The 26,869-nt window shown below is 56.3% G+C and carries 29 protein-coding genes; 11 read left to right on the top strand and 18 right to left on the bottom strand.

What is annotated here, in order from left to right; translation table 11 throughout:
• Nucleotides 1-55: 55 nt before the first annotated feature.
• The gene (locus AAC637_RS06430; protein WP_340302804.1) at nucleotides 56-703 is read right to left on the bottom strand and encodes a ribonuclease T2; all 648 of its coding nucleotides are present in this window, start codon (nucleotides 701-703) and stop codon (nucleotides 56-58) included.
• 133 nt (nucleotides 704-836) lie between these two features.
• Here AAC637_RS06430 and AAC637_RS06435 point away from each other — a divergent pair, with 133 nt between their 5' ends.
• Nucleotides 837-1,592, top strand: a complete 756-nt coding sequence (locus tag AAC637_RS06435) for a DUF1013 domain-containing protein (protein ID WP_340302805.1) — start codon at nucleotides 837-839, stop codon at nucleotides 1,590-1,592.
• Between the two features lie 59 nt (nucleotides 1,593-1,651).
• Here AAC637_RS06435 and AAC637_RS06440 read toward each other — a convergent pair whose 3' ends face one another.
• From AAC637_RS06440 to clpS, 3 genes are read right to left on the bottom strand one after another with little or no spacing between them, the layout of a single operon-like run.
• Nucleotides 1,652-2,464 (bottom strand): SDR family NAD(P)-dependent oxidoreductase, encoded by an 813-nt coding sequence (locus tag AAC637_RS06440; RefSeq protein ID WP_340302806.1) that lies wholly within the window; start codon nucleotides 2,462-2,464, stop codon nucleotides 1,652-1,654.
• Nucleotides 2,465-2,483: 19 nt separating this feature from the next.
• Nucleotides 2,484-3,506 (bottom strand): methyltransferase, encoded by a 1,023-nt coding sequence (locus tag AAC637_RS06445; protein WP_340302807.1) that lies wholly within the window; start codon nucleotides 3,504-3,506, stop codon nucleotides 2,484-2,486.
• A 21-nt stretch (nucleotides 3,507-3,527) separates the two neighbouring features.
• Nucleotides 3,528-3,851 carry an ATP-dependent Clp protease adapter ClpS gene (gene clpS / locus AAC637_RS06450; protein ID WP_317656706.1) on the bottom strand — a complete coding sequence of 108 codons (324 nt, stop codon included), beginning with the start codon at nucleotides 3,849-3,851 and terminating at the stop codon, nucleotides 3,528-3,530.
• 155 nt (nucleotides 3,852-4,006) lie between these two features.
• Here clpS and AAC637_RS06455 point away from each other — a divergent pair, with 155 nt between their 5' ends.
• Entirely contained in the window at nucleotides 4,007-4,714 is a 708-nt protein-coding gene (locus AAC637_RS06455) for an HAD family hydrolase (protein WP_317656553.1), read from the top strand.
• Here the strand turns inward: AAC637_RS06455 and AAC637_RS06460 are convergent.
• Together AAC637_RS06460 and AAC637_RS06465 are read right to left on the bottom strand one after the other, a co-directional pair.
• A complete protein-coding gene (locus AAC637_RS06460; protein WP_340303164.1) occupies nucleotides 4,711-5,697 on the bottom strand; it encodes an NAD(P)H-quinone oxidoreductase in 987 nt (328 codons plus the stop codon). The two genes, AAC637_RS06455 and AAC637_RS06460, sit on opposite strands and share 4 nt — an antisense overlap.
• 26 nt (nucleotides 5,698-5,723) lie before the next feature.
• On the bottom strand, nucleotides 5,724-6,431 hold the full coding sequence (locus tag AAC637_RS06465) for a COQ9 family protein (RefSeq protein WP_317656555.1): 708 nt from the start codon (nucleotides 6,429-6,431) through the stop codon (nucleotides 5,724-5,726).
• Nucleotides 6,432-6,536: 105 nt separating this feature from the next.
• Between AAC637_RS06465 and rpsU the strand changes: the two genes are divergently transcribed.
• Complete coding sequence (gene rpsU / locus AAC637_RS06470; RefSeq protein ID WP_009806335.1) at nucleotides 6,537-6,743, top strand: 30S ribosomal protein S21; 207 nt, start codon at nucleotides 6,537-6,539, stop codon at nucleotides 6,741-6,743.
• Between the two features lie 99 nt (nucleotides 6,744-6,842).
• On the opposite strand, the gene AAC637_RS06475 is transcribed toward rpsU, so the two are convergent.
• From AAC637_RS06475 to AAC637_RS06485, 3 genes are all read right to left on the bottom strand, one after another.
• A complete protein-coding gene (locus AAC637_RS06475) occupies nucleotides 6,843-7,418 on the bottom strand; it encodes a hypothetical protein (protein ID WP_340302808.1) in 576 nt (191 codons plus the stop codon).
• 18 nt (nucleotides 7,419-7,436) lie between these two features.
• Complete coding sequence (locus tag AAC637_RS06480; protein WP_340244868.1) at nucleotides 7,437-7,577, bottom strand: aa3-type cytochrome c oxidase subunit IV; 141 nt, start codon at nucleotides 7,575-7,577, stop codon at nucleotides 7,437-7,439.
• A 126-nt stretch (nucleotides 7,578-7,703) separates the two neighbouring features.
• A complete protein-coding gene (locus AAC637_RS06485; RefSeq protein WP_340302809.1) occupies nucleotides 7,704-8,729 on the bottom strand; it encodes an MBL fold metallo-hydrolase in 1,026 nt (341 codons plus the stop codon).
• Between the two features lie 94 nt (nucleotides 8,730-8,823).
• Between AAC637_RS06485 and AAC637_RS06490 the strand changes: the two genes are divergently transcribed.
• Entirely contained in the window at nucleotides 8,824-9,804 is a 981-nt protein-coding gene (locus AAC637_RS06490; RefSeq protein WP_340302810.1) for an L-threonylcarbamoyladenylate synthase, read from the top strand.
• Here the strand turns inward: AAC637_RS06490 and AAC637_RS06495 are convergent.
• Nucleotides 9,801-10,403, bottom strand: a complete 603-nt coding sequence (locus AAC637_RS06495) for a YqgE/AlgH family protein (RefSeq protein WP_317656708.1) — start codon at nucleotides 10,401-10,403, stop codon at nucleotides 9,801-9,803. The two genes, AAC637_RS06490 and AAC637_RS06495, sit on opposite strands and share 4 nt — an antisense overlap.
• Nucleotides 10,404-10,519: 116 nt before the next feature.
• Here AAC637_RS06495 and AAC637_RS06500 point away from each other — a divergent pair, with 116 nt between their 5' ends.
• A complete protein-coding gene (locus AAC637_RS06500) occupies nucleotides 10,520-11,374 on the top strand; it encodes a protein-disulfide reductase DsbD domain-containing protein (protein ID WP_340302811.1) in 855 nt (284 codons plus the stop codon).
• Here the strand turns inward: AAC637_RS06500 and AAC637_RS06505 are convergent.
• The 4 genes from AAC637_RS06505 to AAC637_RS06520 form a co-directional block, all read right to left on the bottom strand.
• Nucleotides 11,371-14,742, bottom strand: a complete 3,372-nt coding sequence (locus AAC637_RS06505; protein WP_340302812.1) for an efflux RND transporter permease subunit — start codon at nucleotides 14,740-14,742, stop codon at nucleotides 11,371-11,373. The two genes, AAC637_RS06500 and AAC637_RS06505, sit on opposite strands and share 4 nt — an antisense overlap.
• A gap of 2 nt (nucleotides 14,743-14,744) precedes the next feature.
• A complete protein-coding gene (locus AAC637_RS06510) occupies nucleotides 14,745-16,085 on the bottom strand; it encodes an efflux RND transporter periplasmic adaptor subunit (RefSeq protein ID WP_340302813.1) in 1,341 nt (446 codons plus the stop codon).
• Nucleotides 16,086-16,191: 106 nt separating this feature from the next.
• A complete protein-coding gene (gene moaB / locus AAC637_RS06515) occupies nucleotides 16,192-16,734 on the bottom strand; it encodes a molybdenum cofactor biosynthesis protein B (RefSeq protein WP_340302814.1) in 543 nt (180 codons plus the stop codon).
• On the bottom strand, nucleotides 16,731-17,555 hold the full coding sequence (locus AAC637_RS06520; protein WP_340302815.1) for a uracil-DNA glycosylase: 825 nt from the start codon (nucleotides 17,553-17,555) through the stop codon (nucleotides 16,731-16,733). The genes moaB and AAC637_RS06520 overlap by 4 nt, the downstream gene beginning before the upstream one ends.
• A 133-nt stretch (nucleotides 17,556-17,688) precedes the next feature.
• Between AAC637_RS06520 and AAC637_RS06525 the strand changes: the two genes are divergently transcribed.
• The 3 genes from AAC637_RS06525 to plsY are packed head-to-tail and all read left to right on the top strand — an operon-like array spanning nucleotide 17,689 to nucleotide 20,524.
• Nucleotides 17,689-18,645: an aspartate carbamoyltransferase catalytic subunit gene (locus tag AAC637_RS06525; protein WP_340302816.1), complete on the top strand. Its 957-nt coding sequence runs from the start codon at nucleotides 17,689-17,691 to the stop codon at nucleotides 18,643-18,645.
• Entirely contained in the window at nucleotides 18,642-19,925 is a 1,284-nt protein-coding gene (pyrC, locus tag AAC637_RS06530; RefSeq protein ID WP_340302817.1) for a dihydroorotase, read from the top strand. Before AAC637_RS06525 ends, pyrC begins: the two co-directional genes overlap by 4 nt.
• Nucleotides 19,919-20,524 (top strand): glycerol-3-phosphate 1-O-acyltransferase PlsY, encoded by a 606-nt coding sequence (plsY, locus tag AAC637_RS06535; RefSeq protein WP_340303165.1) that lies wholly within the window; start codon nucleotides 19,919-19,921, stop codon nucleotides 20,522-20,524. Before pyrC ends, plsY begins: the two co-directional genes overlap by 7 nt.
• On the opposite strand, the gene AAC637_RS06540 is transcribed toward plsY, so the two are convergent.
• The 3 genes from AAC637_RS06540 to AAC637_RS06550 are packed head-to-tail and all read right to left on the bottom strand — an operon-like array spanning nucleotide 20,525 to nucleotide 23,182.
• Nucleotides 20,525-21,895: a glutamate--cysteine ligase gene (locus AAC637_RS06540; protein WP_340302818.1), complete on the bottom strand. Its 1,371-nt coding sequence runs from the start codon at nucleotides 21,893-21,895 to the stop codon at nucleotides 20,525-20,527. It lies immediately after the preceding gene.
• A 20-nt stretch (nucleotides 21,896-21,915) separates the two neighbouring features.
• Nucleotides 21,916-22,455 (bottom strand): hypothetical protein, encoded by a 540-nt coding sequence (locus tag AAC637_RS06545; protein ID WP_340302819.1) that lies wholly within the window; start codon nucleotides 22,453-22,455, stop codon nucleotides 21,916-21,918.
• A complete protein-coding gene (locus AAC637_RS06550; RefSeq protein ID WP_340302820.1) occupies nucleotides 22,442-23,182 on the bottom strand; it encodes a 16S rRNA (uracil(1498)-N(3))-methyltransferase in 741 nt (246 codons plus the stop codon). Before AAC637_RS06550 ends, AAC637_RS06545 begins: the two co-directional genes overlap by 14 nt.
• An 11-nt stretch (nucleotides 23,183-23,193) precedes the next feature.
• Here AAC637_RS06550 and ubiA point away from each other — a divergent pair, with 11 nt between their 5' ends.
• The 3 genes from ubiA to AAC637_RS06565 all read left to right on the top strand — a co-directional run bounded on the left by ubiA (nucleotide 23,194) and on the right by AAC637_RS06565 (nucleotide 26,406).
• Nucleotides 23,194-24,147 carry a 4-hydroxybenzoate octaprenyltransferase gene (gene ubiA, locus AAC637_RS06555; protein WP_340302821.1) on the top strand — a complete coding sequence of 318 codons (954 nt, stop codon included), beginning with the start codon at nucleotides 23,194-23,196 and terminating at the stop codon, nucleotides 24,145-24,147.
• A 64-nt stretch (nucleotides 24,148-24,211) separates the two neighbouring features.
• Nucleotides 24,212-26,092, top strand: a complete 1,881-nt coding sequence (locus tag AAC637_RS06560; RefSeq protein ID WP_340302822.1) for an OmpA family protein — start codon at nucleotides 24,212-24,214, stop codon at nucleotides 26,090-26,092.
• Nucleotides 26,089-26,406, top strand: a complete 318-nt coding sequence (locus tag AAC637_RS06565; RefSeq protein WP_317656582.1) for a hypothetical protein — start codon at nucleotides 26,089-26,091, stop codon at nucleotides 26,404-26,406. Before AAC637_RS06560 ends, AAC637_RS06565 begins: the two co-directional genes overlap by 4 nt.
• Before the next feature lies 1 nt (nucleotide 26,407).
• Here AAC637_RS06565 and AAC637_RS06570 read toward each other — a convergent pair whose 3' ends face one another.
• Nucleotides 26,408-26,869: a molybdenum cofactor biosynthesis protein MoaE gene (locus AAC637_RS06570; RefSeq protein ID WP_317656584.1), complete on the bottom strand. Its 462-nt coding sequence runs from the start codon at nucleotides 26,867-26,869 to the stop codon at nucleotides 26,408-26,410.

Here is a 26,869-nt window from a genome sequence, read left to right on the forward strand (position 1 = left end):
TGATTGCTGTGAGGGGGCGAGTGATGCATGCCCACCGCGAAGGTGCAAGAACGCATCAGCGGATTGGATCAAACAGCGCCTCACGCAAAGAACAATCGCGCCCCATATCGGCAGGGCAATCACGGGGCTCTAAATCGCGGGTCAGACAAATGCGCAGTTCTGCAATGCGACCTGCGCGGCAGGTGGTGACAACACCAGCGTCACTGAAATCGGGGTTGGCTTCGCGGAGCGCGTCCTCCACCGCTTCGGCTGGCAGGCGCACAGGCCGATTAAGTTGGGTTAAAACCGCAGGCACAGTCACCGCCGCATAAGCGCGGCGCGATAGGGCGAAGTAATCCTCAGCAGGCAGGCCAGAACAGACCCCATGCTTATGCCATTGGTGCCACGCAAGGCCTGAGCTTCCCATGATATCAACCATGCCCGCCGTCAACGCATCACTTGGGCCGCGCGCGGGTGTTGAGCAATAACTGGGCCACCACTCCTCATATTGTGGCCAAAGCCCGTGCAAGGTGAACCCATGGCCTGCGCCCGTCTCACATTGCGCCGCGCCACGCTCATCCCCCTCAATCGCGCACCATGTTGAATTCCAACTGAGGGCTAAGACATAAAGGTTAAACACCCCCGCCTGATCTGCCCGCGCAGGGAGTGCCGCGCCACATAGTGCAAAGGCCAAAAGCCCCGCACGCATCAATCTGCACCCCATCTCGCGTTTCCCTCTTTCCTTGCGCCAATCGCTGTCTTATATAACGGGCAACTTCCCCGAAATCGAGGAATTGCGGCCCCCGCCGCAGCGTTGTTTCAGCGCCCGCCCGATTGCATCCGAAAAGGAGCTAAAAATGACAAAACCCATCATGGCAAAAGCCACCGCCGTTTGGTTGGTGGATAACACCACGCTAAGCTTTAAGCAGATCGGCGATTTCTGCGGGCTACATGAATTGGAAGTGCAAGGGATTGCAGATGGTGACGTAGCCACAGGCGTCAAGGGTTTTGACCCGATTGCCAATAACCAGCTCGACCAAGACGAGATTGATCGTGGCGAGAAAGACCCTGCGCATAAGCTTAAGCTGAAGCATAACCCCGCCGCACTGGGCGAGGAAAAGCGCCGTGGCCCACGCTACACGCCCCTGTCCAAGCGTCAGGATCGTCCTGCTTCAATTCTTTGGTTGGTCAAATTCCACCCAGAGCTGTCCGATGGCCAGATTGGCAAATTGGTTGGCACCACCAAACCAACCATCCAAGCGATCCGCGAACGCACCCATTGGAACATTTCTAACATCCAACCAATCGACCCTGTTGCGCTTGGTCTGTGCAAGCAGTCTGAATTGGATGCCGCCGTGCAATCAGCCAACGCGAAACGCGCCAAAGAAGGTCTGGTTATGACCGATGATGAGCGCCGTAAATTGGTCTCGACCGAACAAAGCCTTGCAGGTGATCCAGAGCCCAAAATGCCAAGCGCGATTTCAGGTCTTGAAACATTCAGCCTCTCAGGCAATTCGTCTGCCGCCGATGAGGACGAGGACGAAACCGAAAAGACCTATGATGCGGACAGCTTCTTTAACCTGCCAGACGATAAAGACGAAGACGACAAATAATCAGGCGTTATAACGCCTGCCATCTGAAAACCGCGCGCCCCCAAAGGTTGCGCGGTTTTTTAATGCAAAGGCACGCCAACAGGATCAAGCAGGCTGCGCCCACCATCCACGCAGAGAATTTGTCCTGTAACAAATCCCGCCCCATCCGAGGCAAAGAATTGGGCCGCACCCGCTACCTCGCGCGCCGAAGCAATGCGGCCAAGCGGTGTGTGGCTTTGGATGTCTTTGCGCTTCAATTCATCTTCTGCCAAACCTGCTTGAAGACTTGCGGACATCACCGACCCAAAAGATACAGCATTCACACGAATACGATTTGGGGCGAGGGACAATGCCAAAGACCGCGTAGATTGCTCAAGCGCCGCTAACGACACCGAATAGCCCATCAAATCAGGATGGCTGCGCATCGCAGCGATGTTCGAGATATTCACAATCGCGCCGCGCGTCTCATCATCGCGGTCATCCCCTTCGGCTTGGGCAATCATCTTTTTTGCAACGGCTTGGCTCAGGCGAAGCGATGTAAACAGGTTTTGCTGCAACATTTGCTCAATGCTGGTATCGGCAGGATCAAACGGGTCCGTTGGTATGATCTGGCGGCACGCATTGACCAAAATATCGACCCGATCGAAGGCATCAATCGTGGCCGAGATCAAATTGGCCACTGTCAGCTTTTCGCTTAAATCTCCCGCAAAGGCGCGAATATTTGGCGCGCACTCATCATCTGAGGCGCCACATTCATCAAAAAGCCGCTCCTCATCGCGATCTGTAAACACGACATTCGCGCCAAGGTCAGAAAAATGACGCGCAATCGCAAGGCCAATCCCATTGGCGGCCCCCGTCACAATCGCAGTTTTCCCTTGGATGGATAAAGACATTCCAAAACCCCTTTGCCGATCATCGCGCGGATCGCGCAGCTTTCGGTTTCCCAGCTTGATAGAGCTTGTAGCCCTGCATCTCGGCCAACATGCGGCCCGTTGAAAAATTCGCCTTCAGCGCCGATTCATAGGGCAGGTGACGATTTGCGACCATCAAAAATTGTCCCGAAGGCTTAAGCAGGCGACTTGCCGCCGAAATAAACGCTTGCCCCAAGGCAGGATCAGCCGCGCGTGATGTATGAAAAGGCGGATTGCACAAAATCGCATCATAAAGTGCATCGGGCTTATATGCAGTCGCATCTGCCCAGAAAAAGCGCGCGCGCGGATCATCGACATTCTGACGGGCGGCCTCAAGCGCCGCGTGATCGGCCTCAATCAAATCGAGGGTTTCAATACTATCCTGTTCATCCAGAATATGGGCGGCGATATATCCCCAACCCGCCCCAAGATCAGCAACGCGTCCCTTAAGTTTAGGGGCCAGTGCAATCAGTATTTCCGATCCTTGATCTGGCCCGTCCGCAGAGAAGCTGCCAATTGGCACGATATGGCCATCTTCGGTTTCCGTGGCGCGGCCAACCCATTCCGCGCAGGTTTGGGGCAGGACATCTGGGCGCGCAAACCAAATCAATTTGCCATGCGATTTTGAAAAAACTTCTAAGCCGTCAAAGGTTGATTTTAGGGCCTTGAGGATCGATTCAATCCCGATGGTTTTCGCCCCGTCCACCATCAAAATGCCACCCTTGCGCAATGCCATCAGTGATTGTGTGATCTGCGACAGGGTCAATTTTTTTGATTTATGGGCCGCAACCAAGGCCAGATCAAACGCGTCCACCGCATCGGCTGGCAAATCAGGATGCACTTCAATTCCACGGGCCGCAACGCGGGCATAATCCGGGTAAAACCCTTGCACAGCCAACAGACGGGCCTGTCCGAACACATCAAGTTGCATATCGCCAGTGGCACCATAAATCAAAACCGCCGAAAGGGGCGGCAAGCTGAGCGCATTTTGCTCAAGCGCGGAAATCCATCTGTCTGGGGTCATAAGCGGCGGCGGGACTGGGGATCAGTCCTCTTTCTCCATGGTGCATTGCAACGGATGCTGATTGCGGCGCGCGAATTCCATCACCTGCGCCACTTTCGTTTCGGCAATCTCATAAGAGAAGACACCCACAACGGCCACCCCTTTTTTATGCACAGTCAGCATAATCTCGACCGCCTGCGCGTGAGAGATGCCGAAGAAGCGCTCAAGAACGTGAACGACAAACTCCATCGGGGTATAGTCATCATTCAAAAGCAGCACCTTATACATCGGGGGCCGCTGCGTTTTTGGTTTTGTTTTGGATATAACGGTGGTGTCGTTTTCCTCCACAGGAGGTTTCGCCATCATCGTCAAGCCATCGCGCCGCATATCTACTCCAAAACTGGCCATCTGGTCTAAAACTGGCGTGCTCATGGTGCCATCGTCCATGTGCCTTTATATAAGCCGCAAGGTGATTCAGAAAAGGGGCCACAAGGCAACTGCCTGCGGTCGTGCATAACCCAATGACAAAAAAGCTGCAAATAATCGGTTTGGACGCGGATGATACGCTTTGGCAGAACGAAGAATTTTACCGCGTAACCCAAGCGCGCTTTGCAGAACTTTTGGCGGATTGCTGCGCCGAAGACGATTTGCACAACCGCCTCTTGGCGGCAGAGCGGCGCAATATCGGCCATTACGGATTTGGCATTAAAGGGTTCATGCTCTCCATGATTGAAACCGCAATTGAAGTCACCGAAGGAAAAGTCAGCGGTGCAGTTATCGCGGAAATTTTGGCCGCGGGTCAGGACATGCTCCAACACCCCATCACCCTGCTGCCCCATGCCGACAGGGTGGTGCGCGATCTGTCGCAAAGCCACAAATTGGTGCTGATCACTAAGGGTGATCTTCTCGACCAAGAACGCAAATTGGCGCAATCAGGCTTGGGCGAATATTTTCATGGCGTTGAAATTGTCAGCGACAAGAAACCTGAAATTTACACCCGCGCTTTCGCACGGCATGGCGCGAGTGCCGATGTGGCATTGATGGCGGGCAATTCCATGAAATCGGACGTCATCCCCGCCCTTGAGGCAGGGGCGTTTGGGGTCTATGTGCCGTCAACCTATATCTGGGCGTTGGAGGAGGCAGAAGCGCCCCAAACCCATGCACGCTATCACAGCCTACCCGATTTGGGTGGGCTGCCTGCGCTGGTCAAAACCTTGGAACAGGCCTAAGGCGCAACCTCTAGAACGATTTTTCCGATATGGGCAGACGCCTCCATATGGGTATGGGCCGCGGCGGCCTCGGTCAGATCAAAGTTGCTATCCATCACGGGCGCAATTTGGCCAGTTTCGAGCAAGGGCCAAACATGAGCGCGCAACTCAGACGCAATTGCTGCTTTGGCGGCATCTGATTGGGGCCGTAAGGTCGACCCTGTCAGCGTCAAGCGCCGCGTCATCATCTGTGTAAAGTTCAGCTCAACCTTCGCGCCCTGCAAAAAGGCGATTTGCACAAGTCGCCCATCATCCGCCAAAGCCCGAATATTGCGCGGCAGATATGGCCCGCCCACCATATCGAGAATGACATCAGCGCCACCTTCAGCGCGCATGATCTCAACGAAATCTTCCTTGCGGTAATTGATCGCCCGCTCCGCCCCCAAGGCTTCGCAGGCTCTGCATTTTTCATCTTGGCCTGCGGTCACAAAAACCCGCACCCCAAAAACACGCGCCAATTGAATGGCCGTTGTGCCAATCCCAGATGCGCCGCCATGCACCAAGAGCCGCTCACCCGCGCGCAAAGCGGCGCGTTGAAACAGATTTGACCACACGGTGAAAAACGTCTCACAAAGCGCAGCCGCAGCGCGCAGATCCATGCCGCTTGGCACGGGCAAAGCGTGGGATTGATGGGTCAGAGCATAATCTGCATACCCCCCGCCTGGCAAAAGTGCACAGACCTGATCCCCGATTTTCCACTCGGACACAGCCTCGCCCACCGCCACAACTGTGCCAGAGGCCTCAAGACCGGGAAGGTCAGAGGCCCCTTTGGGCGGATCATACAGCCCCGCCCGTTGCAGCGCATCGGGTCGGTTTACCCCTGCATAGGCAATTTTGATCAAAATCTGCTCGGCCTCAGGACGGGGGCAAGGACGGCTGCACAGCGTCAATACGTCTGGCCCGCCCGCCTCGCTGATTTCAACGGCGCGCATGGTTTCAGGCAGGGTCATGTAACTCTCCAGAACAGATTTCACTGTTGGTCTTTTGGACGAATATATCCTGGAAGGTCAATTCGTGCGACCCGCGCAGGGGGGCGGATCTTTCCAAGTAGCCAATTTGGCCCCGCCATTAGGGGCTTTAGCGCAGGGTTCTCATTGACAGATTTCTTTAGCTTTTCGATTTGCATCACATCATCGATGCGGCGATCCAAAAACGCCCATGTCGCAGCGTGATCTGGCGATTGATCCCCCAACCAGTAAAGCACAGTAGCCGAATACACCCCCGCTAATGTCGCACGCTTGGAATACCAATTGAAATCATTGGCGCGATCCCCAAGCCCCTCCCAAATGCTGTCAGCGGTTTCCCAGACGGCTTTGGCGCCATCTGCGGCATGGATGGGCAGGGCAAACAAGGTGGTGCCGCGGCGCACGGCCTCTTTGTGGTCGGCGACCGCCTCAAGGCGCAGGCGCACCCCATAAGCCACGCGATCACGATAGCGCATTTCAGACAAGTCAGCATTGCGCAAGGCGCGCAACAAATCTGCATCCCCCTGCCGATGAAAGGCCAAGGCCAAATCAACCGCTCCACGAGGGAAAAGCGCGCGACCCGTTTCGGTGTCTACATCGCAATCGCTCAACGCAGCGCAAAGGGCCGCATCAGACCACCCATCAAATGGCACATGATCCAATGCTGCGGTGACAATGCGCGCTTTCAGCTCGGTCGTGGCTTGGCTTTCCATCGCATCACTCCATTTTTCTGCGTTGCTTTACAACTTAGCAGATTCTTGCTAGATGGCCACTTCCTGCAACTTTGAAACTCTAACTTAGAAAGGTGGTGACACCACATGCAGGTGAGTGTTCGCGACAACAATGTTGATCAAGCATTGCGCGCTCTGAAGAAGAAACTTCAGCGCGAGGGCGTTTTCCGTGAAATGAAGCTTAAGCAACATTTCGAAAAGCCTTCCGTCAAGAAAGCACGCGAGAAAGCGGAAGCAATCCGCCGCGCGCGCAAACTGGCGCGGAAAAAAGCGCAGCGTGAGGGTCTGCTCTAAGCAGAACCTTCGCAAATGCGAAGTTTTCTTCAAAAAAGATATCCCCCGTCCTTTTGGCACGGGGGTTTTCTTTTGCGCTATGCTCAGAGGGTGAAGGGATCACCCTTCGTCATCATTATCCCAGATTTCATAGGTTCGGATGCCATCATAGCGGGCCAAATTTTCCATGGTCTTTTCGGGAAACCATGTAACTGGCAAATCGGAAAACTGCGGTAATTCACCAAGTAATTCCGAGATTGAGCGCGAACAATTTGCCTTGGGGGCAGGGCCAATTTCCTGAATGCGCTGCGCCACGAATCGCGCCTGTTCTGGCGGCAAAAGAACCTCCTGCGCTACGACATGATGAGTCTCGCGCGCATGCCACTGCATATAAAACCCATAGAGCGTGGGAGTCATTCCATAGAGCACATCATTGCGTTCGGGTGCGGCTGGGTGGAACCAACCGCCGGCAGGATCAAACAGCAATCGCTGTGTCCCGTCATCGACAACAAGGGCGCTATGCGCACCCGTGCCTGTTTCACTGCGCAGCATTGTCAAAAGTGTGATGCGCGTTGGCCCAGGCTCGCGATAGCTTGCTGTCGCAATGTCTTGATCACTGGCCCAAATCGATGGATTCGCGCAGCCCGTAAGGGCCAGCGCGAGACACAAAACTGTAAGAGACGAACGCCACCCCATCGGTGTTCGGCTTCAAACTTAGCGGGCGAAAAGGGCCAAGAAGATCACAACAGCGATCGAAACAGCACCAACGCGCATGCTCCACGTCATGAAACCATCAAAGGTTTTCTCCTGCTCGCTGATATCCATCGAGCCGTGCTTATGTTCGTTCTTTGCCATGGTCGTCTCCATTGATCTGGTCGCTTTTACGATGCGCATACCGAATTTCATGCGCCCTGTCACGCGACACTGTGACACGATCTGTGTAAAAATCTTACAAGGCGACAAGGAAGCTGGGTGGGGCCCTCAACTGCGCAACTGCCAAACCCATGCACCGCGCGCGTCCATTTCACGGGCAACCTCGCCCAGATGATAGAGATGGTTGAGATGGGCCACGGCCTCGACCATCGCTAGCCCATAAGTCGCCTCATCAATCTGGCGTTTGAACAAGGGGGCAAAGCAGTCAACCGCTGTGCGGGGTTCCGCGCGCAAATGTTCACGCAATCGGGCAAGCGCACCGTGATGATTGTCCGATAATTGCGCCAATCGTGCAGGCAACCCGTGATAGGGCAGCTTGTGACCTGGCAAAACAAGGTGATCTTCGTACGCCATGGTTTCAAACCTTGCGCAGCTTTCTAGCCATTCGGCCACAGGATCTGCCATCGGTTCTGTAGGATACACCCCAAGATTGGGCGATATCGATGGCAAAAGCTGATCCCCCGCCAAAACAAGCGGCACATCTTGGCACCATAAGGTGGCATGATCTGGCGCGTGACCTTGTCCCAAATGCACGACCCAGTCACGCCCGCCAAGACGATGCACCGCCCCTTCCTCCAAACGCGTAAAGCCCAAGGGTAAAGGATAAACTGTGTCACAGAAATTAAAGGGGCGGTTATCAAGGCGCTTGCTCAAAAGCGCCTCATCCATGCCCGCCCCACGCCAAAAAGACACCGCTTCTGGGCTCGGTGTTGGCTCCTCGTCCAAGGTCAGCATCCTTGCCGTCAGCCATGCGGTGCGGGTCATCAATAATTCCGCGCCTTGCGCCATAAACCAACCAGCCAGCCCGACATGATCAGGGTGGTGATGGGTGACAACCACCCGCAAGATAGGATCACCGCGCAGATCATCTTTTATAATCGCGGCCCATTCATGGCGATTGAGTTTCGTATCAAGCCCTGTGTCGATCACTGTCCAGCCATTTGGTTCGCGCAAGGCATAAACATTCACATGGTCCAAGCCCAAGGGCATGGATAACCGAATCCAAAGGATGCCATCCGCTATTTCCCGCGCAGTGCCTTTTGCAGGTGGGGTCTCGTGTGGATAGTGGATCATGTTACACCTTTTTGCAGCGCGGCTTGGCTTCACAGCGCGCCCAAGCTATATCGGGCCGCGCAAACACCAGTGCCGTCCTAGGCGATGAACCCCAATGTCACAAGTGCCACCTACCCAAGACCACCCCGCCCGTTTGTCCCCTGATGAGCAGGGGATCACGCGGGCCTGTGACTTGTTAGATCAGGGGGAATTGGTCGCGCTGCCCACGGAAACTGTCTACGGGCTTGGCGCAGACGCACGCAATGACCAAGCCTGTGCCAAAATCTTTGAGGCAAAAGGACGCCCTACATTCAACCCGCTGATCGTGCATGTGGCTGACCTCGCACAGGTCGCGCAAATTGCAGAGGTGACCGATACCGCACAGATCTTGGCAGATCGGTTTTGGCCCGGCCCTTTGACCTTAGTCTTGCGCCTGCGCCCTGATCACGGACTATCCCCCTTGGTTAGTGCAGGTCTGCCGACTGTGGCAATTCGCATTCCAAACCACCCTGTGGCCCAAAATATCTTGCGCCGCTTTGGTGGCCCAATTGCGGCACCATCTGCCAATAGATCAGGCCGCTTGTCCCCCACATCGGCCGAACATGTGGCGCGGTCGTTGGGCAATCGCATCGCGGCTATCGTAGATGGTGGGCCCTGCCCCGTAGGCCTTGAGTCAAGCATCGTGGACGCAAGTCAGAAGCCCGCGAAACTCCTGCGCGAGGGTGGCATTGCGCGCGAAGAAATTAGCGCGCTGACGGGGGCGCTTGTGTCTGACCTTACGCCTGGACGCATAGCTGCACCTGGTCAGATGAGCAGCCATTACGCCCCCAATGCACCGCTGCGCATCAATCAGGATCTCAGCGATCCAACGCGGCTACGCATTGCCTTTGGCCCGATTGGGGATGCAGATTTCACCTTATCGGAACAGGGCGATTTGCGCGAAGCGGCTGCGGCACTGTTTTCGATCCTGCATCACGCCGATGCGGAACTGGCATTGCACGGCAAAACTGGGATTGATGTCGCGCCTGTCCCACAAAAGGGATTGGGCCTTGCAATCAATGATCGGCTGATGCGGGCTGCCGCCCCGCGTGATTAAGCGCGCCCTGCCTGCGCAGACAACAAAATCGGATCAATACCCAATTTTGCAAGGGCAGCTTCCCATTTGCGCGGCATATCCACATTGAAAACCAGATCAGGCGCGGCCTCGCAAATCAGCCACGCATTCTGCGCAATCTCACTTTCCAACTGGCCCCGACCCCAGCCCGCATAGCCCAAGGCGACAATCGCCTGATCTGGGCCTTCGCCTTGCGCAATATCGTCTAGGATATCGAGGGTGGCGGTCATTGCAAATGTGTCATCCACCTCTAGGCGCCCCGCATGACCTGCGTCACCTTGCGCGTAAGAGGTTTCATGCAGCACAAATCCACGCCCCTGTTCAACGGGGCCACCAAAGCAGATTGGTAAATCAGGCAAAGATCCTGAGCCATTGGCAATGCCCAATTGCTCGAACATCTCAGACAAGGTTAGTTCGGCCAAAGGTTTGTTAATGATCAACCCCATGGCCTGCTCGTCATCATGCGCGCAGAGGAACACCACCGCATGCGCAAAACGCGGATCCCCCATTCCAGGCATAGCGACCAAAAGTTTGCCCGTTAAAGTCTCGATCGCGCTGTCGATATTTTCAATTTCATTCATATGTCCAAAATGCGCGGAGCCTGTCGCAAGGGCAAGGGGCGACCGCGCGGAATTTGCCGCATCTTCGCCGAAACGTGACTTTTCATTCATGGCGTCTGCCGCTAACCAATGAGGCTATGATGAATAAAACCACCCCATGCCATGCCGCCGCGCGCGCCCTCACTTTGGGCGCTTTTGCGTTTTGCATGGCCTGCGAGATAACGGGCGCCGCGTCAGGCCAAACTGTTGCCTTGAACGGTGATGATGTCGTCAAGGCACGGTTTCTGTCGGGATGGCGCATGGAAAATGGCCATCACATGGCCGCCGTAGAAATCAGCCTAGCCCAAGGGTGGAAAACCTATTGGCGCAGCCCTGGGGATGGGGGCCTCGCACCTGAATTGCGTATCGAAAGAAACGCTCAAATTGCAGCGGCTTGGATGCATTTCCCCCGCCCCGAAGTGATCTTCACGGCGGGCACGCCCAATATTGGATATCATGATCACGTGGTCTTTCCAATTGAGCTTGCAATGCCCCGCGGCCTTGGCCCCATGCCCCTTTCGGCAGAGTTGAGCATTGGTGTTTGTGATGAAATTTGCATGCCAATCACCCTTGAGCTTGAGGGTATTTTACCAGATAGCGGTGCCCGTGATCCGATGATCCTGCAGGCGTTGGCAGATCAACCCACCCCCGCCGCAGAAGCGGGCGTTGGCCCTGCCCGATGTGCAATCAGGCCAATTTCAGATGGGTTGCAAGTGTCGGTAGAGGTCACCGCCCCCGATTTAGGCGCGCCTGAAACGATGATGTTAGAGCTGCCCCTCCCAGATGTCTGGATGTCGCCGCCCGCCTTTCAGCGCAACGCGGGGCAAATCACTGCAACGGCGGATTTGGTGCCCCCGCAAGGCCTGCCCTTTTCGATGGAGCGCTCAGACCTGCGCATCACACTTGTCGGCTCTCATCGCGCGATCGAGATTGAGGGCTGCGTGGCGCATTAGGTCTTGCGATTTTGATAAGCGACCCCTGCGACAAGCCCCAAAACCAAGATCAGCACGCCAAGGCTAAAGACAAGGAACGCCGTCAGGGCACTCGCGGGTAGGAGTGCGGCCCCCCATCCCCAAGCCCCGCCCGTCAAGATTGGGCCGCCCATGACCAAACCCCACCAGAGAACCACCCCCAACGAGGCAAGCCAAAGTGTGGCGCCGGCTTGACCAATCCGCCCGCGATGGCCCAAGCCGCGGCGCAAACTGCGCACATGCTTTCCAATATCAGCTTGTATTGCCAAAACCGCTGGCACCAAGAGCAAGACGACAAACATCCCAAAGCCCAAACCATAAACCAACGTAATCACAGTGGGTTTGAGGAACTGCGCCTGTGACGATGTTTCAAACAACAAGGGCGCAAGACCCAGAACCGTGGTGAGGGTGGTCAAAAGAATGGGTCGCAAACGATCACAGGCAGCATCAATAACGGCAGGGATCAGCCCACGGTCTTTTGCATATTCATCCACAGTTGAAACTAAAACAATCGAGTCATTGATGATGATACCCGTCATCCCAATCAGACCCACAACCGTAAACATCGACAAAGGCACATCCCAATGCCAATGGCCAAATATCGCCCCCGTCAGGCCAAACGGGATCACGCATAACACGACAAGCGGGCGTAGCCAGCTTGCAAAAATCCACGCCAAAACGATGTAAATGCCAACCATACAGGCCAAGAACCCCGCAAGGGCATCGTCCAAGAAAGCGCGCTCCTGCTCGGTCAAGCCCGAAAGGGTCGTGGTCACCCCAAATTGCGCCTCAATATTTGGCAAGATTTGATCACTCAATTGCGCCATGATTTCCTCAGCGCGGGCCGGGTCATCTTCGGATAAATCCCCCGTCACTGACACCACGCGCTGTCCGTTTTCGCGGCGGATTGTGGAAAAGCCCGTCCGCGTCTCAACCGAAACAATATCGGCCAAAGGCACATAGCTGCCGCCATCCGCCCGCAACAACATGCGATCCAGAAAATCAGCGGTTAACTCGCCTTGCGGCAATTCCACCCGCACGGTGGCCGTGCGCAACCCATCGGGAAAGCTTGCCGCTTCAACCCCACCCAAGCGATTGCGCAATATCCGCCCCAAAGCCTCAATTTCAAATCCCAAGGCCTCACCGCGCGGGGTCAGAGATAGACTTAACTCCTGCCGATCATAGGGCAGATCATCAGCCAAACCCGACACCTCGCCAAAGGGCAAAAGCGCGGTTTTGACGGCCTCGGCCGCAGCCTTGAGAATCTCGGTTTCCGCACCTGTGATTTGAACATCAATCGCATCGCCACCTGGCCCACCGCGCCATCCGCGAAAGCTGATCTCTTCCACCATCGGATTTTGCCGCACTTCATTTTGCAAGTCCGCGACAAAAGCAAAGGAGGAATAGGGGCGCAGGTCAGGGTCAATCAACTCGATGGAAATTGACCCCAAAAGATCGCTGTCTTTCCCATCGGCAGATGCAAGACTGCCGCCCGTATTCCCACCAATTTCGGCCAAGACGTAAGAGGTTGGGTTGCGGCCATGCTCAGCCTCATACCGGCTTGCAACGGCCTCAACCGCGCGTTGCATTTCAGCCAACATGGCAAGGCTATCCTCGCGCCCTGCCCCATCAAGCATGGCAAAATTCCCTGAAACGGAGCTCAGCTCAGGCGCATTGAAAAAGCGCCATGTGACATCACCGCGCAAGAAACTGGCTGCTTGGGTGGCCAAAAGTAGCAGCATCACGGCCACAACAGGGTAGCGTGCTTTGACGGCAAAATCGATGAAGGGGCGGAAATAACGCCCGCGCAGCCTCTCGAACCAGTGGTTCACAAAACGTGAGGGACGATCATACCAAGCATCCTTCGCATTCGCCGCCAAAGCATGCGCCATATGATTGGGAAGGATTAGGAAACATTCCACCAAACTAGCCATCAGCACCACGATGACAGTAAAGGGAATATCAGCGATCAAATCCCCAAACCTGCCGCCAATGGCAGCAAGTCCTGCAAATGCCAAAACAGTGGTGAGGGTCGCGGCAAAAACAGGCGCTGCCATGCGCCGCGCGGCTGTTTCGGCGGCAGTGATAGGGTCTTCCCCAAGGGCACGATGGCGGTAGTCGGCATGTTCGCCCACCACAATCGCATCATCCACAACAATCCCCAAAGTGATGATCAAAGCAAAAAGCGAAATCATATTCAAGGTGATCCCAACGGCATACATCAGCGCAATTGCGGCCAACATCGCCACGGGGATGCCCGCTGCCACCCAAAATGCGGTGCGGGCATTGAGAAACAAAAACAACAAGCCAAGAACCAAGGCCAACCCTGTCGCGCCATTGGACAACAGAATTTCTAAACGCCCCGAAATAAACTCTGCGCGCGTGCGGATCAGATCAATCTGCACATCTTGCGGCAAGGTCGCCTCCATTTGTGTGGCGATCTCTTCGACCGTTGCCTGTATGGAAATCGCATCACCCTTATCCGAGCGATCCACCCGCACCGTCATTGCTGGGTTGCCACCCACGAAGTATGCACTTTCGCGGTCAACAGCCAATTCCATCACCCGCGCCACATCCCCAATCGAGACTGTGCGCCCATTTGGGTCACGAATAAGGGCAATTGCCGCGATCTCCTCTGCACTGCGCTTGGCTGATCCTGCCCGCACCCGTGCATTGGCCCCATCAACCGCCCCTGCAGGCGCGGTATCGACTTCGGCCGCAATGGCCGCCGCAATATCGGCCATCGTGAGATCATATTGAATCAACCGCACAGTTGGCACTTCGATCAAAATCTGCGGGGCAGCGACCCCGCGAATGGTTGTGCGTGTCACCCCCTGATCAAAGAGGCGCGCCACGAATTCATCTGCGAAGCGACCCAGTTGGGCGGGTGCCACGGGCCCTGTAATCACCACATCGGTCACGCGATCACGCCATGTGCCGCGCCGCACCTCTGGCGTATCGGCATCTTGGGGCAGGTCGGTGACACTATCGACTGCCTGCTGCACATCATCCGCTGCGCGCGCCATGTCCCAGCTGGGCTCAAATTCCAAACGAATATTGGCCACACCTTCACGCGCGGTGGCCTCGGATGCGACAACACCATCAACCGCCAAAAGAACAGGTTCCAAGACGCCCACAATGGCGGCATCTACATCCTCAGCCCCTGCCCCATCCCATCGGGCCGAGATGTCGATATCATCCACCACAACATCGGGAAAAAACTGCGCGCGCATATTGGGCAGGGCAAACAAGCCTGCCACGATCAATGCAACCAAAACCAAATTGGCCGCCGTGCGGTGACGCGTGAAATAAGACAATATGCCCGAGGCCTGTGGCGGAAGGCTACGCATGGTTAGCCCCCCATTCGTTCTTCAAGCCGCGCCACCACCCCGCTTGGCACACGGGGTTGGTTTAATTGATCCAAGAGCCGCGATTTCACATCATCAGGGATAAAGCTGTTGCCTTCAACATAGGCGATCAGCCGCGCACGGCGTTCAGGGTCAAGCTCTAGCTCCTCGTCTTGAACCACCTCAGGAAGGCTACCATCGGCTGTAGGGCGCAGAGGGTCAACCTTGATCCCCGCCCCCAAGACGGGGGTTCGGGCGGCCACAATCTCGCGGCCTACCAAGTGATCCGCGCGGAAAATCACATCATCCCCTTGGCGGCGCAGGAGCGTCACTTCGGCTTCCTCAAGGCGATCTTCATCCCCCAAAACAAGCACATGCGCGCCATCGGCCAAGGCCGTGGCAGGTGCAATCATGACGCCCTCAAGCGCGGGCTCGGTCACATGGACAGTGACAAAATCCCCCGCTTGCAAGCCCGCAGGGCGCAGCACATCGGCAAAGAGCAACCGCCCCGTTTGCCCTTCACCCACCGCCCCGCTTTCCCGCGTCAGGCGTGCAGGCAGGGTCAGAACTTGCTCACCCAGATCAATGCGCAACTCCACATCAACTTGCGGCAGGCGGCCATCTTCGCCAACAAGGCGCGCATATTGCGCGGTCGATAGACGAAAGGCGACTTCAAGCTGATCAGGATCAAGCAGGCGGCCAAATTGCTCATTCGCGCTCAACAGCCGCCCTTCGGCCAAATCAACCTCGGATAAAACTCCCGCAAAGCCAGCGCGAATTTCAGTATCAGCCAAACGCCGCTCTGCATCCGCAAGCGCCTGTCTGCGGGCCAATGTGGCTTGGCTGGCGGAAGCCACGGCCAATTCCGCCGCCTCAACTGCGGCCAAACTGCCGACACCGCGATCAGCAAGATCACGCGCCCGCTCTAGCGCGCGGCGGCGCAAATCTTCCTGTGCTTCAGCATCTTGTAGATCTGCCGCGGCGGTGTCGCGCGCCCATTCTGCCTCGGCAGGATCAATCCGCACCAAAAGCGCGCCTTCCTCAACACGCCCCCCCTCGCGGAAATTGGGCGCAAGCTCGACCACACGCCCCCCGATGGCCGCCCGCAATTCTAGACTGCGCCGCGGCAAAATCTCGCCAAACGCAGTCAGTTCAGGACGCAAGCTTTGCGGGGTAAGGGTCAGAACTTCGGCGGCAAAAACCCGCTCTCGGGCAGGCGGGCGACTGCCCTGATCGCCCATGCGTTCCTGCAAAGATGACCAGATCAGCCCGACCGCCAAGGATAACAGTCCAAAGGTCACAGCGCTTAGGAATAACCCCGTCAATGCACGATTGAAAAATCTCATAAATGTATCGCCTCAGCAGGGAAGGTTACCATAAGAATAGACCACGAAACTGCGATGGAAATAGCGCGGCATAGTGACCCCACACAGGAGGACACGCGCGGCATGGCTATTTCCGGCGCCGATGTTCCTCAAGGCGGGGCAAGATTTCAACAAAATTGCAGGGGCGATGGCGATAATCGAGCTGCCATTTTAGAATTTCATCCCACGCATCGGCACAGGCCCCCGAACTGCCCGGCAAGGCAAAGAGATATGTGCCTTGGCAGACCCCGCCCGTTGCCCGAGATTGAACTGCTGATGTGCCGATTTTTTGCATCGATACCATGGTGAAAACGGTGCCAAAGGCCTCGATTTCTTTTTCGTAGACATCGCGATGCGCCTCCACCGTGACATCGCGCCCTGTAAGACCCGTGCCACCCGTGGTCAGGATCACGTCAACCGCAGGATCCGCGCACCACGCGCGCAGTTTTTCTGCGATCTCAGTGCGCTCATCTCGTAAAATCTCGCGGTGGATCAAATGATGGCCCGCCGCTTTGATCCGCCCGTCCAAAAGGTCGCCAGATTTATCTTGCGTCAAATCCCGCGTGTCAGAAACGGCCAGAACCGCAATGCCGATGGGGATAAAGTCGCGCGTCTCATCAATGCGGCTCATCTCGCGCCCCCAAGGCTCGCTTTCAGTTTCAACAAATCCGCCCATGCCTCGCGCTTAAGCAAAGGCACCTTCATCAATCGCGCGGGCGAATAAATTGGGAAAGCAGCGCAGCGATGTGTGCCTGCCTCAAGCATATGATCCGATTCACGCAGACGCTGCACACCCGTTTGTGACAGGGCTGAAACGCAAGATGCGTTTCCAAGCAGCACCACCGCCTTCGGCGTACATAATGCGATATGGCGCAGCAAGAAAGGGCGCAGCACCTGATGCTCGGCCTCTGTGATTGGGCGATCTTGTGGCATCCGCCACGGAGAAACATAGGTGAAATAGAGCGCCTCGCTCTGACCCTCTGCCGACCGCGAAAGACCGATCGCGCCAAACATCGCATCAAAGAGTTTGCCAGCTTCATCGCTAAAACCCTGCCTCGCCTCATCATCGACACGGCTTGGGGCTTCGGCAATTACCATCACATCGGCCTGAGGCTTGCCCTGCGAGAAAACCATATTCCGCGCGCCTTTGCGCAAATCAAGCCCATGGAAATCCGCCATTGCGGCCCGCAATGCGTCTAAGGAAGGTGCCGCCTGTGCTAGGGCATCGGCGGCTTTGGCCAAATCTGAAACAGTGGCCGCTTTCGGTGCGGGTGTTGGTGCAGGCTTAGACTGCGCGACCTTTGGTGAAACGGGCGCGGGCTTCACCTCGGGCTCAAGGTCAAATCGGTTGATCGGCGCCTCTTCAATCGCATCGCTCACACCCAAATCTACCTGCCAACTGAGCGCGGCAAGCGCATCGGTATAGGTCATCTGATCAAGGTCATGACGCATGGTCACAATGCTACTGCCAGTGCGCCGCGAGGTAAATGGGCCATAACCGCCTCTATCGGATGGGTTGTGTCCGCCCCCAAAGACAGCCTATAAGCGGCGCAGTCAAATAGGAAGACAGATCAGGGGGAGCCCGATGTCGTTTCGCCAAAACCACCTCTTAGGTATCGAAACACTTGCCCCCGATGAAATCGTTACAATTCTTGATCTTGCCGATCGCTACGCCGAACTCGAGCGCGGCGATAACAAGCATGGCGATGCCTTAAAGGGGCTGACCCAGATCAATATGTTTTTCGAGGCCTCCACCCGCACCCAAGCCAGTTTTGAATTGGCAGGCAAACGTCTTGCCGCGGATGTGATGAACATGGCGATGGCGGCGTCTAGCCTCAAAAAGGGTGAAACGCTCATTGATACGGCGCTGACGCTCAACGCGATGCATCCTGATCTTTTGGTTGTGCGACACCCGCATTCGGGCGCCGTTAACCTCTTGGCGGAAAAGGTGAATTGCGCGGTTCTGAATGCGGGCGATGGCAAGCATGAACACCCAACCCAAGCCTTGTTAGATGCGCTGACCATTCGCCGCGCAAAGGGGCGCTTGCACCGCCTGAACATTGCGATATGCGGCGACATTGCCCATAGCCGCGTGGCGCGCTCAAACATTCTGTTGCTTGGCAAAATGGAGAACCGCATTCGCCTAATTGGCCCCCCTACCTTGATGCCCGCAGGGGTCAGCGAATGGGGCGTGGAAATGTATGACGATATGCAAGTAGGGCTTGCAGGCTGTGATGTGGTGATGATGCTGCGCCTTCAAAAAGAACGCATGGACGGCGCCTTCATCCCCTCAGAACGGGAATATTATCACCGCTTCGGGCTGGACGCAGAAAAGCTGAGCGCCGCCAAGGATGATGCGATTGTCATGCACCCCGGCCCAATGAATCGCGGGGTCGAGATTGACGGAACCATCGCCGATGACATCAATCGCTCAGTGATCCAACAACAGGTTGAAATGGGCGTTGCTGTGCGTATGGCAGCAATGGATTTGCTGGCGCAAAACTTGCGTGCCAGACGAGCCAAAAAGGGGGCGCAGGCATGAATATCCTATTCAAAAATGCGCGCCTCATAGACCCAGAGGCAGGCACCGAGGATTTGGGCTGGCTTCTCGTCAAAGATGGAATGATTGCGGCGCGCGGAACGGGTGACACGACCCAAAACGCAGAGCGCGTCATTGACTGCGCCGAAGCCTGTCTTGCCCCCGGTCTGGTCGATATTGGCGTCAAAATCGGCGAACCTGGTGAACGGCATAAGGAAAGTTTCCGCAGCGCACGCGCGGCTGCCGCAGCAGGTGGCGTGACCACCATCGTCACGCGCGCTGACACCACCCCCCCGATTGATACGCCTGAAACATTGGAATTCGTGCGCCGCCGCGCGCAAGATGCAAGCCCCGTGCGTATCCTCCCAATGGCAGCCCTGACCAAGGGCCGTGAGGGGCGCGAGATGACGGAATTGAGCTTTCTCTTGGATGCAGGGGCTGTGGCCTTCAGCGATGGCGACCTCGTTCTGCGCGACAGTAAGGTTCTCAGCCGCTGCATGGTGTACGCCCGCAGTCTTGGCGCGCTCATTGTGGGCCATCCACAAGACCCTATTTTGTCAGAAGGGGCGGCTGTAACATCCGGCAAATTCGCCTCTCTTAAAGGCTTGCCCGCAGTGTCGCCTATGGCAGAACGTATGGGGTTGGAGCGCGATCTCGCATTGGTTGAAATGACCGGCGTGGCCTATCACGCAGATCAGATCTCCACCGCGAAATCCTTACCCGCGCTGCGCCGCGCGAAAGAGGCAGGGCTGAATGTTACGGCAGGTATTTCAATCCACCATTTGACGCTCAACGAATTTGACGTAGGCGATTACCGCACCTTTTTTAAGGTTAAGCCACCCTTGCGCGCCGAGGAAGACCGCGTTGCGATGGTTGAGGCGCTGCGGGAAGGGCTCATTGATATTATTTGCTCCATGCACACGCCACAGGATGAAGAAAGCAAACGGCTGCCTTATGAAGCGGCGGCCAGTGGCGCAGTGGGGCTTGAAACCCTGTTGCCCGCCGCGTTGCGGCTGCATCACGGGGCGGGTCTGAGCCTGCCTGACCTCTTCAAAGCCTTGTCTTTGAACCCCGCCCGCCGCTTTCATGTCCCAGGTGGCAGCTTGGCCGAAGGTGCTGTGGCTGATCTCATCTTGTTTGATCCACATCGACCCTTTGTTCTGGATCGCTTCGCTTTGCACTCAAAATCCAAGAACACGCCCTTTGATGGCGCACGACTGCAAGGGATGGTTTTGGCAAGTTTCGTCAACGGCCAATGCATTTATGAACGGAACTCATCGTGATCGAATTTAACTTGATCCAATTGGGCCTCGTTGGGATCGGTGCCTATTTCTTGGGCTCGGTTCCCTTTGGACTGGTCATGGCGCGCCTGTTCAATTTGGGCGATTTGCGCAGCATTGGGTCGGGCAATATTGGCGCAACCAATGTCCTGCGCACAGGCCATAAATTGGCGGCTTTCCTGACCTTGATTCTTGATGCAGGAAAAGGTGCGATTGCTGTTTTGGTGGCACGTGCCCTGTTTGGCGATTTAGCTGCACAAGTTGCAGGGGGCGCGGCATTTCTCGGGCATTGCTACCCTGTGTTTATCGGTTTCAAGGGCGGCAAGGGGGTGGCAACCTTTCTTGGCACGCTCCTTGCACTTGCTTGGCCTGCAGGTATTGCTGCTTGCGCCACATGGGCGATTGTGGCCGCGCTGTTTCGCATTTCGTCCCTATCCGCGCTGATCGCAGCAGTATTGTCACCCGTATTCGTGGCAATCTTGGGCTATCCGCAGACCGCAGTCGTCACGGTCATCTTGGCTGCGCTGATTTTCAACAGACACCACGCCAATATCAAAAGACTGCTCTCTAGAACCGAGCCGAAAATTGGCCAGAAATCCTAATCAGTATTTATACTCTTCGTAGATCTGCGTTAAATCACCGCCCCATTCGCCGTGATAGCGTTCCAATAATTCATCAGCGGGGGTCTTGCCGCTCTCTAGGCTTTCTTTCAACGCATTCAAAAAATGTGTCTCATCAGGCACAAGCCCACCCGCGCCCGCGCGCGCGCGGGTTTTTAACCCCGCCTCAGAGAGCGCCACAACTTCACGCGCCAGATCATGCATCTTTATCCCATGAGTGTCGGCCTGAAGCCCATCTACGGATGCCGCAACGCGCAGCGCATCGCGCGTCTCAGCGTCCCATCCCTTCACCAAATCCCATGCGGCGTCTAATGCGGTCTGATGATACATCAAACCCACCCAAAACGCGGGCAAGGCACATAGTCTGCGCCACGGGCCGCCATCAGCACCGCGCATTTCGATGAATTTCTTGACCCGTGCCTCAGGGAAAATTGTGGTCAAATGATCCGCCCAATCAGAGAGGGTCGGCACCTCACCTGGAAGGGCAGGCAATTGACCTTTGAGAAAATCGCGGAAGGATTGACCGAGCGCGTCAATGTAGACCCCATCGCGATACACAAAATACATCGGCACATCGAGCGCATATTGCGCCCATGCCTCAAAGCCAAAACCCTGCTCAAACACAAAGGGCAGCATCCCCGTGCGCGCGGCATCGAGGTCACGCCAAACACGGGCGCGCCATGATTTATGCCCATTTGGCTTGCCATCAACAAAGGGCGAATTCGCAAACAGCGCAGTCGCAACAGGTTGCAACGCCAAAGCCACGCGCAGCTTTTGCACCATATCCGCCTCAGAGGAGAAATCGAGGTTCACCTGAACCGTGCTGGTGCGATACATCATGGTTTTGCCCATGCTGCCCACGCGATCCATATAGCCTGTCATCAGGCGATAGCGCCCTTTTGGCATCATCGGCATATCCTCATGCCGCCAAATCGGGGCCGCACCTAAACCGATGAATTCAACCCCGATCTTATCGGCGACATCACGAACCTCGCGGAGGTGTTGGTTCACCTCGTCACAGGTCTGGTGGATTGTCTCGAGAGGCGCACCTGAAAGTTCAAGCTGCCCGCCAGGCTCAAGGCTGACATTCGCGCCATCCTTGGTCAGGCCGATGATGTGCGCGCCCTCCATAACGGGCGCCCATCCGAATTTATCGCGCAACCCCTCAAGCACCGCTTTGATTGAGCGGGGGCCATCATAGGGCAGCGGGTTTAGCGTGTCGCGGCAATAGCCGAATTTTTCATGCTCTGTGCCAATGCGCCATTGATCCCGCGGCTTGCACCCTGAGGCCAAATACTCGGCCAATTGGCTTTCGCGTTCAATAGGGCCACCGCCTTGTTGAGGTATCGACATGGGCGCTGCTCCAGCCTGAATTATGATTGCACACCAATGCGGAACTGGCCCGCCTGACCACCCGTGTCAAGGCCACGCGTCCACAGAATTTGCGTACCAAGGCGTTTCTTATCGCGCGCGGCAATCAGCGCGGCCATTGAAATTTTGGGCAGGGCAGAAAACCCATCAAACAAAACCTCTGCGCCGCTTGCCTCAAGAGGAATGGTCAAAACACTGTCGCGGGTTTTCAACACCCATGCAGGGTCTTTGTCCTTCTCGACCCGCAAGCCAAGGGTTTCTAAATCATCCAAATCCACGGCACCGCCCCAAATTGGGCCCATATAGGCGATGCGCCCTTCAACAAGGCTGACCACCCCCACGCCTTGCCCAGACGATGCAAACCGCGCGCGGCGCCATGCGACAAAGCCCGTTGTGGTTGCCACAGCCACCACCATCCACCCAACCATACCCAAAATTGGGCTCGGGCGCGTGATCAACCACAGGCCAAAGCCAACCGTGCAGAGGGCTGCAATCACCTCCGCGTGTCGCACAAAGGCGTGGCGCAATTCAGGTCGGATCATGCCAATCCCCCAAATGCGATTGAAACAGCGTCAGCAGGGCCACGGCGGCGGTATCCGCGCGCAAAATGCGTGGGCCAAGGCTGACTGGGGTCACAAAAGGCAGGCGCGACAAGCTTGCGCGCTCCTGCGGGGAAAACCCGCCCTCAGGGCCAATCAATAGCGCCCATTTCTGACTATGTTGCGGCCCCGCATAAGCCGCCGCAACACCCATCCGCGCCTCATCCGCCCAAATAATCTGACGACCCTCAGGCCATTGCGCCAAAAGGCGATCAAGGCGCATCAGATCACTGACCTCAGGCACGAATGTGCCGCCACATTGCTCTGCCGCCTCTATGGCGTGGGCTTGCAAGCGATCCTGCCTGATCCGCTCGGAATTGGTGAACTCGGTCTGAACGGGGATGATCCGCGCTGCCCCCATCTCGGTCGCTTTTTCCACGATAAAATCGGTGCGCGCTTTTTTGATTGGCGCGAAAATCAGCCATAGGTCAGGCGGCAGCTGAACCGCACGGGTTTGCTCGCGGCACAAAAGCCGTCCTGCGCGCTTATTTGCTTCGACAACTTCGGCAAGAAACTCACCGTCACGGCCATTAAACACCAAAATCTCGGCCCCAACGGAAAGCCGCATCACAGCAAAAAGATAATTCGCCTGATCACGCTCGAGAGAGAGTGTTTGCGCTTTGGCAAGCGGCTGGTCTAGGTAAAGGCGTATCTTGGCGGCTTGAGACATAAGGGGATCATATGAGCGCAGATAACCAAATGCCAGAGGGTCGCGTGCGCGATGCCTATCAGGGCAATTGGGTCGATCATCTCGCCCCTGCCGCAACACGGCCCTATCTGCGATTGTCGCGGGCCGATCGCCCAATTGGCACATGGTTATTGCTTTTGCCGTGCTGGTGGGGCTTGGCGCTTTCTGTTGCGGCTGACCCTGCGGGTGGCACAGTCTATGATCTCTGGATTGCACTAGGATGCGCTATTGGCGCGTTTCTCATGCGCGGTGCAGGCTGCACATGGAATGACATCACCGACCGCCATATTGATGCGGGCGTTGCCCGTACCCAATCGCGCCCTTTGCCATCAGGTCAGATGACAGTGCGCGGAGCACTGATTTGGGCGGTTGTGCAGGCACTCATCTCTTTTGGCATTCTGCTCACCTTTCAGGCAGCCGCAATTTGGTTGGGCATTCTGGCTCTGTTGCCCGTAGCGATTTATCCTTTTGCCAAGCGTTTCACATGGTGGCCGCAGGTGTTTTTGGGCATGGCCTTTAACTGGGGCGCGCTTTTGGCCTGGGCGGCGCATCAAGGCAGTCTATCGCTTGCCCCTCTCCTTCTTTATCTCGCAGGAATTGCTTGGACCCTGTTCTATGACACGATTTATGCCCATCAAGACAAAGAAGATGACGCGCTGGTGGGCGTGAAATCGACGGCACGCCTTTTTGGGGAGAATTCGGCGCAGTGGCTTTGGGGCTTCTTGATCCTCAGCGCGGGTCTTGCGGCGGCGGCTGTGATGGTTGTCCTATCAGGGTCGGCGCTGATTTTGGGTCTTTGCGGCGTTGTGGGTTTTGCCGCCCATATGATCTGGCAGATGCGGCACTTGGACATCAACAATGTCGACCGCTGCCTGTCACTGTTTCGCAGCAATCGCGATGCTGGGCTGATCTTTGGGCTATTTCTTGCCGCTGCAGCATGGCTGTGATTGATCCTCGGGCGATTAATCTCTAAGCCATCCGCAGGGGATAAATTCGGATCACATTTCCAATATGAAAATTTCGCTCTCTCTTGCAGCAGTTTTAACTTTTTTGATCGCAGGCCTGTTGTCTTATCTCGTGGCAATCGCCGCGGCGATCTCTATCGAAAACCGTTCGGTTGCGGCGGTTGAGGATCGGCTTGAGCAATCTGGCGTGAGTTGGGTCGAGTTGCGCGGGGACGGGCTGCAAGTTCACATTTCAGGCGAGGCCCCCAATGAGGCCGCACGGTTTCACGCGCTGACCCTCGCCGCGGCAGTCGTGGATGATGACCGGCTGATTGATGAAATCACTGTTGCTGACCCCGCAGGCATTTCAACCCCAGATTTCCTGCTCGAGATGTTGCGCAACAGTGACGGCATTTCGATGATTGGACTGATCCCAACCGATGCCGATGACGAAACCATTGCCGCGCGCATCGCCGATATCACCAATGGGGTCGAAGTCGCCAATCTGGTGGAAAGCGTTGACTATCCTATTCCGCATGGTTGGGATGCCGCACTTGAATATGGGCTGCGCGCCTTGCGCTTGCTTCCACGTTCAAAAATCTCGGTGATGCAGGGCAAGGTGACTGTCACGGCCGTTGCCGATAGCGTGGCGGAGCGTGACAGCGCAATATCCCGCTTAAACAGTTACCCTCAGGCAGGGTTAGATGTGGTTATCGACATCTCCGCCCCCCGTCCCGTTATTACACCCTTTGCCTTTCGTATGATCCGCGAGGGCGATGTGGCCACCCTTGAGGTTTGCTCCGCAGATACGGAGGCGAATGCGGCGCGGATTATCACCGCGGCAGAGGCCGCAGGCCTTACCACAGGTGAAAGCTGTGATGTCGGCCTTGGCGTGCCTTCCACAGAATGGGCGCGGGCCATAGAGGTGGCAATTGCCGCTCTGGCAGAACTCGGGGATGGGACGCTGACCTTCTCAGACGCCGATGTCAGCCTTATTGCGAAAGAAGGCACATCGCAGCGTCTTTTTGATCGGGTGGTGGGTGAATTAGATCGCAACCTTCCCAATCTGTTCTCATTGCAGGCCATCCTACCGCCCCCGCCCCAAGATAGCGGCGCGTTAGAAGCACCAGAATTCACCGCAAACCTTTCTGAGACAGGGGCCGTTCAAGTGCGCGGTCGCTTACCCGATGAAAACCTGCAAGCCGCGAACCAAGCTTTCGCGCAGGCGCTTTTCGGCAGCGAAAATGTCTATTTCGCCACGAATTTAGACGAAGCCTTGCCCGAAGGATGGTCAGTCCGCAGTCTTGCAGGCTTAGAGGCGCTGTCCTTTTTGCATGACGGCGATTTGCTCATCACCCCCGCAAAACTGACATTGTCTGGCCGTGTTGCAGATCGAGATCACATCGAAATGGCCTCGCGCCTGCTATCGGATAAACTTGACGGTGCAGATTTCGAGATCAACGTGACCGTAGATGCAAGCCTTGCGCCTGAACCTGAATTGCTGTCGCCTGAAACCTGCCTTTCGCGGATCAATGATCTGTTGGCAGCGACGAAAATTACCTTTGATCCTGGGTCGATTGAAATCAACGAAAGCACAGGCGCAATCCTAGATCGCTTGGCTGAGATCCTGCCAGATTGCCGCCATGTGGATATGGAAATCGGCGGTCATACCGACAGTCAAGGGCGAGAGGAAATGAACCTCACATTGAGCCAAGCCCGCGCTGATGCGGTCTTAAACGGCCTTCTGGCGCGGCGGGTTCTAGTGTCGAACCTATCGGCGAGCGGCTATGGAGAGGCCAACCCAATCGCGGATAATGACACCGAAGAGGGCCGCGAGCAAAACCGCCGTATCGAGTTTAAACTAATTGATCGAACCGCAGCCGAAAATGACACGCCCGAGGAGGCGGCAGATGCCGAAGCCCCTGCAGGCGAGGAGGCCCAACAATGAACCGCACTGAATTCATTATCGCCATTACGATCATTTTGATCATCGCCTTTGCCCTTGGGTGGTTCGCAAATTGGCTTGTGCATCGCCTGACGCGCGTATCCGATGCAGATGTGAATGAGTTGGAAAGCCTCGCCGCTTCGCTGCACGAAGCCGAAGAATTGCGCGACCAAGCCATCACTTATATCGAACAGCGCGAAAGTGAATTGACCACGCAGCTTTCCCAAACCGAAGCCGAGTTGCGTGCCGCGATGGAAGGGTTGCGTGAAGCCCGCAGCGAAAACGACCATCTGCGCAGTAAGTTGGAGAAATCCTAATCTAAGATTTTACCCATTGGGCGAGCGCGGCCTCATCTTCGTCTTTGGCCTCTACCCAATCCGCGCGCCCATCGTGGCGCGCTTCTTTTTTCCAGAATGGCGCACGGGACTTCAGATAATCCATGAGGAAATCGGCGCTTTCAAATGCTGCTTTGCGATGGGGCGAAGCGGTCGCAACCATCATGATCTGGTCTGACGGCACAAGTTTGCCATAGCGGTGGATGATCAAGACGCGGATCAACGGCCAGCGCGCCTGCGCCTCGGCGGCGATTGCACCAAGCGCTTTTTCAGTCATGCCTGCATAATGCTCTATTTCCATGTGAGCGAGGCTTTGATCGGGCAAATCGCGCACCAGACCTGTGAAACTGACGACAGCGCCCGCACCCGTTGCGGCTGCGGCGAAATTCGACATCTCAGCGCCCAAATCAAACGGCGCAGACTGGACGCGGACATCTACCGCCAT

The organism is Roseobacter sp. HKCCD7870 (assembly GCF_037830315.1).
GTDB lineage: Bacteria > Pseudomonadota > Alphaproteobacteria > Rhodobacterales > Rhodobacteraceae > M30B80.

Bases quoted from the DNA above. Each gene is read 5' to 3' on its own strand.
- clpS (WP_317656706.1), bottom strand. From the start codon at position 3,851: ATGATGGCGAAACCTCCTGTGGAGGAAAACGACACCACCGTTATATCC.
- AAC637_RS06490 (WP_340302810.1), top strand. From the start codon at position 8,824: ATGTCACAAGTGCCACCTACCCAAGACCACCCCGCCCGTTTGTCCCCT.
- AAC637_RS06570 (WP_317656584.1), bottom strand. From the start codon at position 26,869: ATGGCGGTAGATGTCCGCGTCCAGTCTGCGCCGTTTGATTTGGGCGCT.
- AAC637_RS06500 (WP_340302811.1), top strand. From the start codon at position 10,520: ATGATGAATAAAACCACCCCATGCCATGCCGCCGCGCGCGCCCTCACT.
- moaB (WP_340302814.1), bottom strand. From the start codon at position 16,734: ATGAGCCGCATTGATGAGACGCGCGACTTTATCCCCATCGGCATTGCG.
- pyrC (WP_340302817.1), top strand. From the start codon at position 18,642: ATGAATATCCTATTCAAAAATGCGCGCCTCATAGACCCAGAGGCAGGC.
- AAC637_RS06455 (WP_317656553.1), top strand. From the start codon at position 4,007: ATGACAAAAAAGCTGCAAATAATCGGTTTGGACGCGGATGATACGCTT.
- AAC637_RS06430 (WP_340302804.1), bottom strand. From the start codon at position 703: ATGGGGTGCAGATTGATGCGTGCGGGGCTTTTGGCCTTTGCACTATGT.
- AAC637_RS06520 (WP_340302815.1), bottom strand. From the start codon at position 17,555: ATGCGTCATGACCTTGATCAGATGACCTATACCGATGCGCTTGCCGCG.
- AAC637_RS06540 (WP_340302818.1), bottom strand. From the start codon at position 21,895: ATGTCGATACCTCAACAAGGCGGTGGCCCTATTGAACGCGAAAGCCAA.
- AAC637_RS06480 (WP_340244868.1), bottom strand. From the start codon at position 7,577: ATGGCAAAGAACGAACATAAGCACGGCTCGATGGATATCAGCGAGCAG.
- AAC637_RS06440 (WP_340302806.1), bottom strand. From the start codon at position 2,464: ATGTCTTTATCCATCCAAGGGAAAACTGCGATTGTGACGGGGGCCGCC.
- AAC637_RS06505 (WP_340302812.1), bottom strand. From the start codon at position 14,742: ATGCGTAGCCTTCCGCCACAGGCCTCGGGCATATTGTCTTATTTCACG.
- AAC637_RS06435 (WP_340302805.1), top strand. From the start codon at position 837: ATGACAAAACCCATCATGGCAAAAGCCACCGCCGTTTGGTTGGTGGAT.
- AAC637_RS06495 (WP_317656708.1), bottom strand. From the start codon at position 10,403: ATGAATGAAATTGAAAATATCGACAGCGCGATCGAGACTTTAACGGGC.
- AAC637_RS06510 (WP_340302813.1), bottom strand. From the start codon at position 16,085: ATGAGATTTTTCAATCGTGCATTGACGGGGTTATTCCTAAGCGCTGTG.
- AAC637_RS06525 (WP_340302816.1), top strand. From the start codon at position 17,689: ATGTCGTTTCGCCAAAACCACCTCTTAGGTATCGAAACACTTGCCCCC.
- AAC637_RS06445 (WP_340302807.1), bottom strand. From the start codon at position 3,506: ATGACCCCAGACAGATGGATTTCCGCGCTTGAGCAAAATGCGCTCAGC.
- AAC637_RS06475 (WP_340302808.1), bottom strand. From the start codon at position 7,418: ATGGGGTGGCGTTCGTCTCTTACAGTTTTGTGTCTCGCGCTGGCCCTT.
- AAC637_RS06560 (WP_340302822.1), top strand. From the start codon at position 24,212: ATGAAAATTTCGCTCTCTCTTGCAGCAGTTTTAACTTTTTTGATCGCA.
- ubiA (WP_340302821.1), top strand. From the start codon at position 23,194: ATGAGCGCAGATAACCAAATGCCAGAGGGTCGCGTGCGCGATGCCTAT.
- rpsU (WP_009806335.1), top strand. From the start codon at position 6,537: ATGCAGGTGAGTGTTCGCGACAACAATGTTGATCAAGCATTGCGCGCT.
- AAC637_RS06550 (WP_340302820.1), bottom strand. From the start codon at position 23,182: ATGTCTCAAGCCGCCAAGATACGCCTTTACCTAGACCAGCCGCTTGCC.
- AAC637_RS06465 (WP_317656555.1), bottom strand. From the start codon at position 6,431: ATGGAAAGCCAAGCCACGACCGAGCTGAAAGCGCGCATTGTCACCGCA.
- AAC637_RS06545 (WP_340302819.1), bottom strand. From the start codon at position 22,455: ATGATCCGACCTGAATTGCGCCACGCCTTTGTGCGACACGCGGAGGTG.
- AAC637_RS06565 (WP_317656582.1), top strand. From the start codon at position 26,089: ATGAACCGCACTGAATTCATTATCGCCATTACGATCATTTTGATCATC.
- AAC637_RS06485 (WP_340302809.1), bottom strand. From the start codon at position 8,729: ATGATCCACTATCCACACGAGACCCCACCTGCAAAAGGCACTGCGCGG.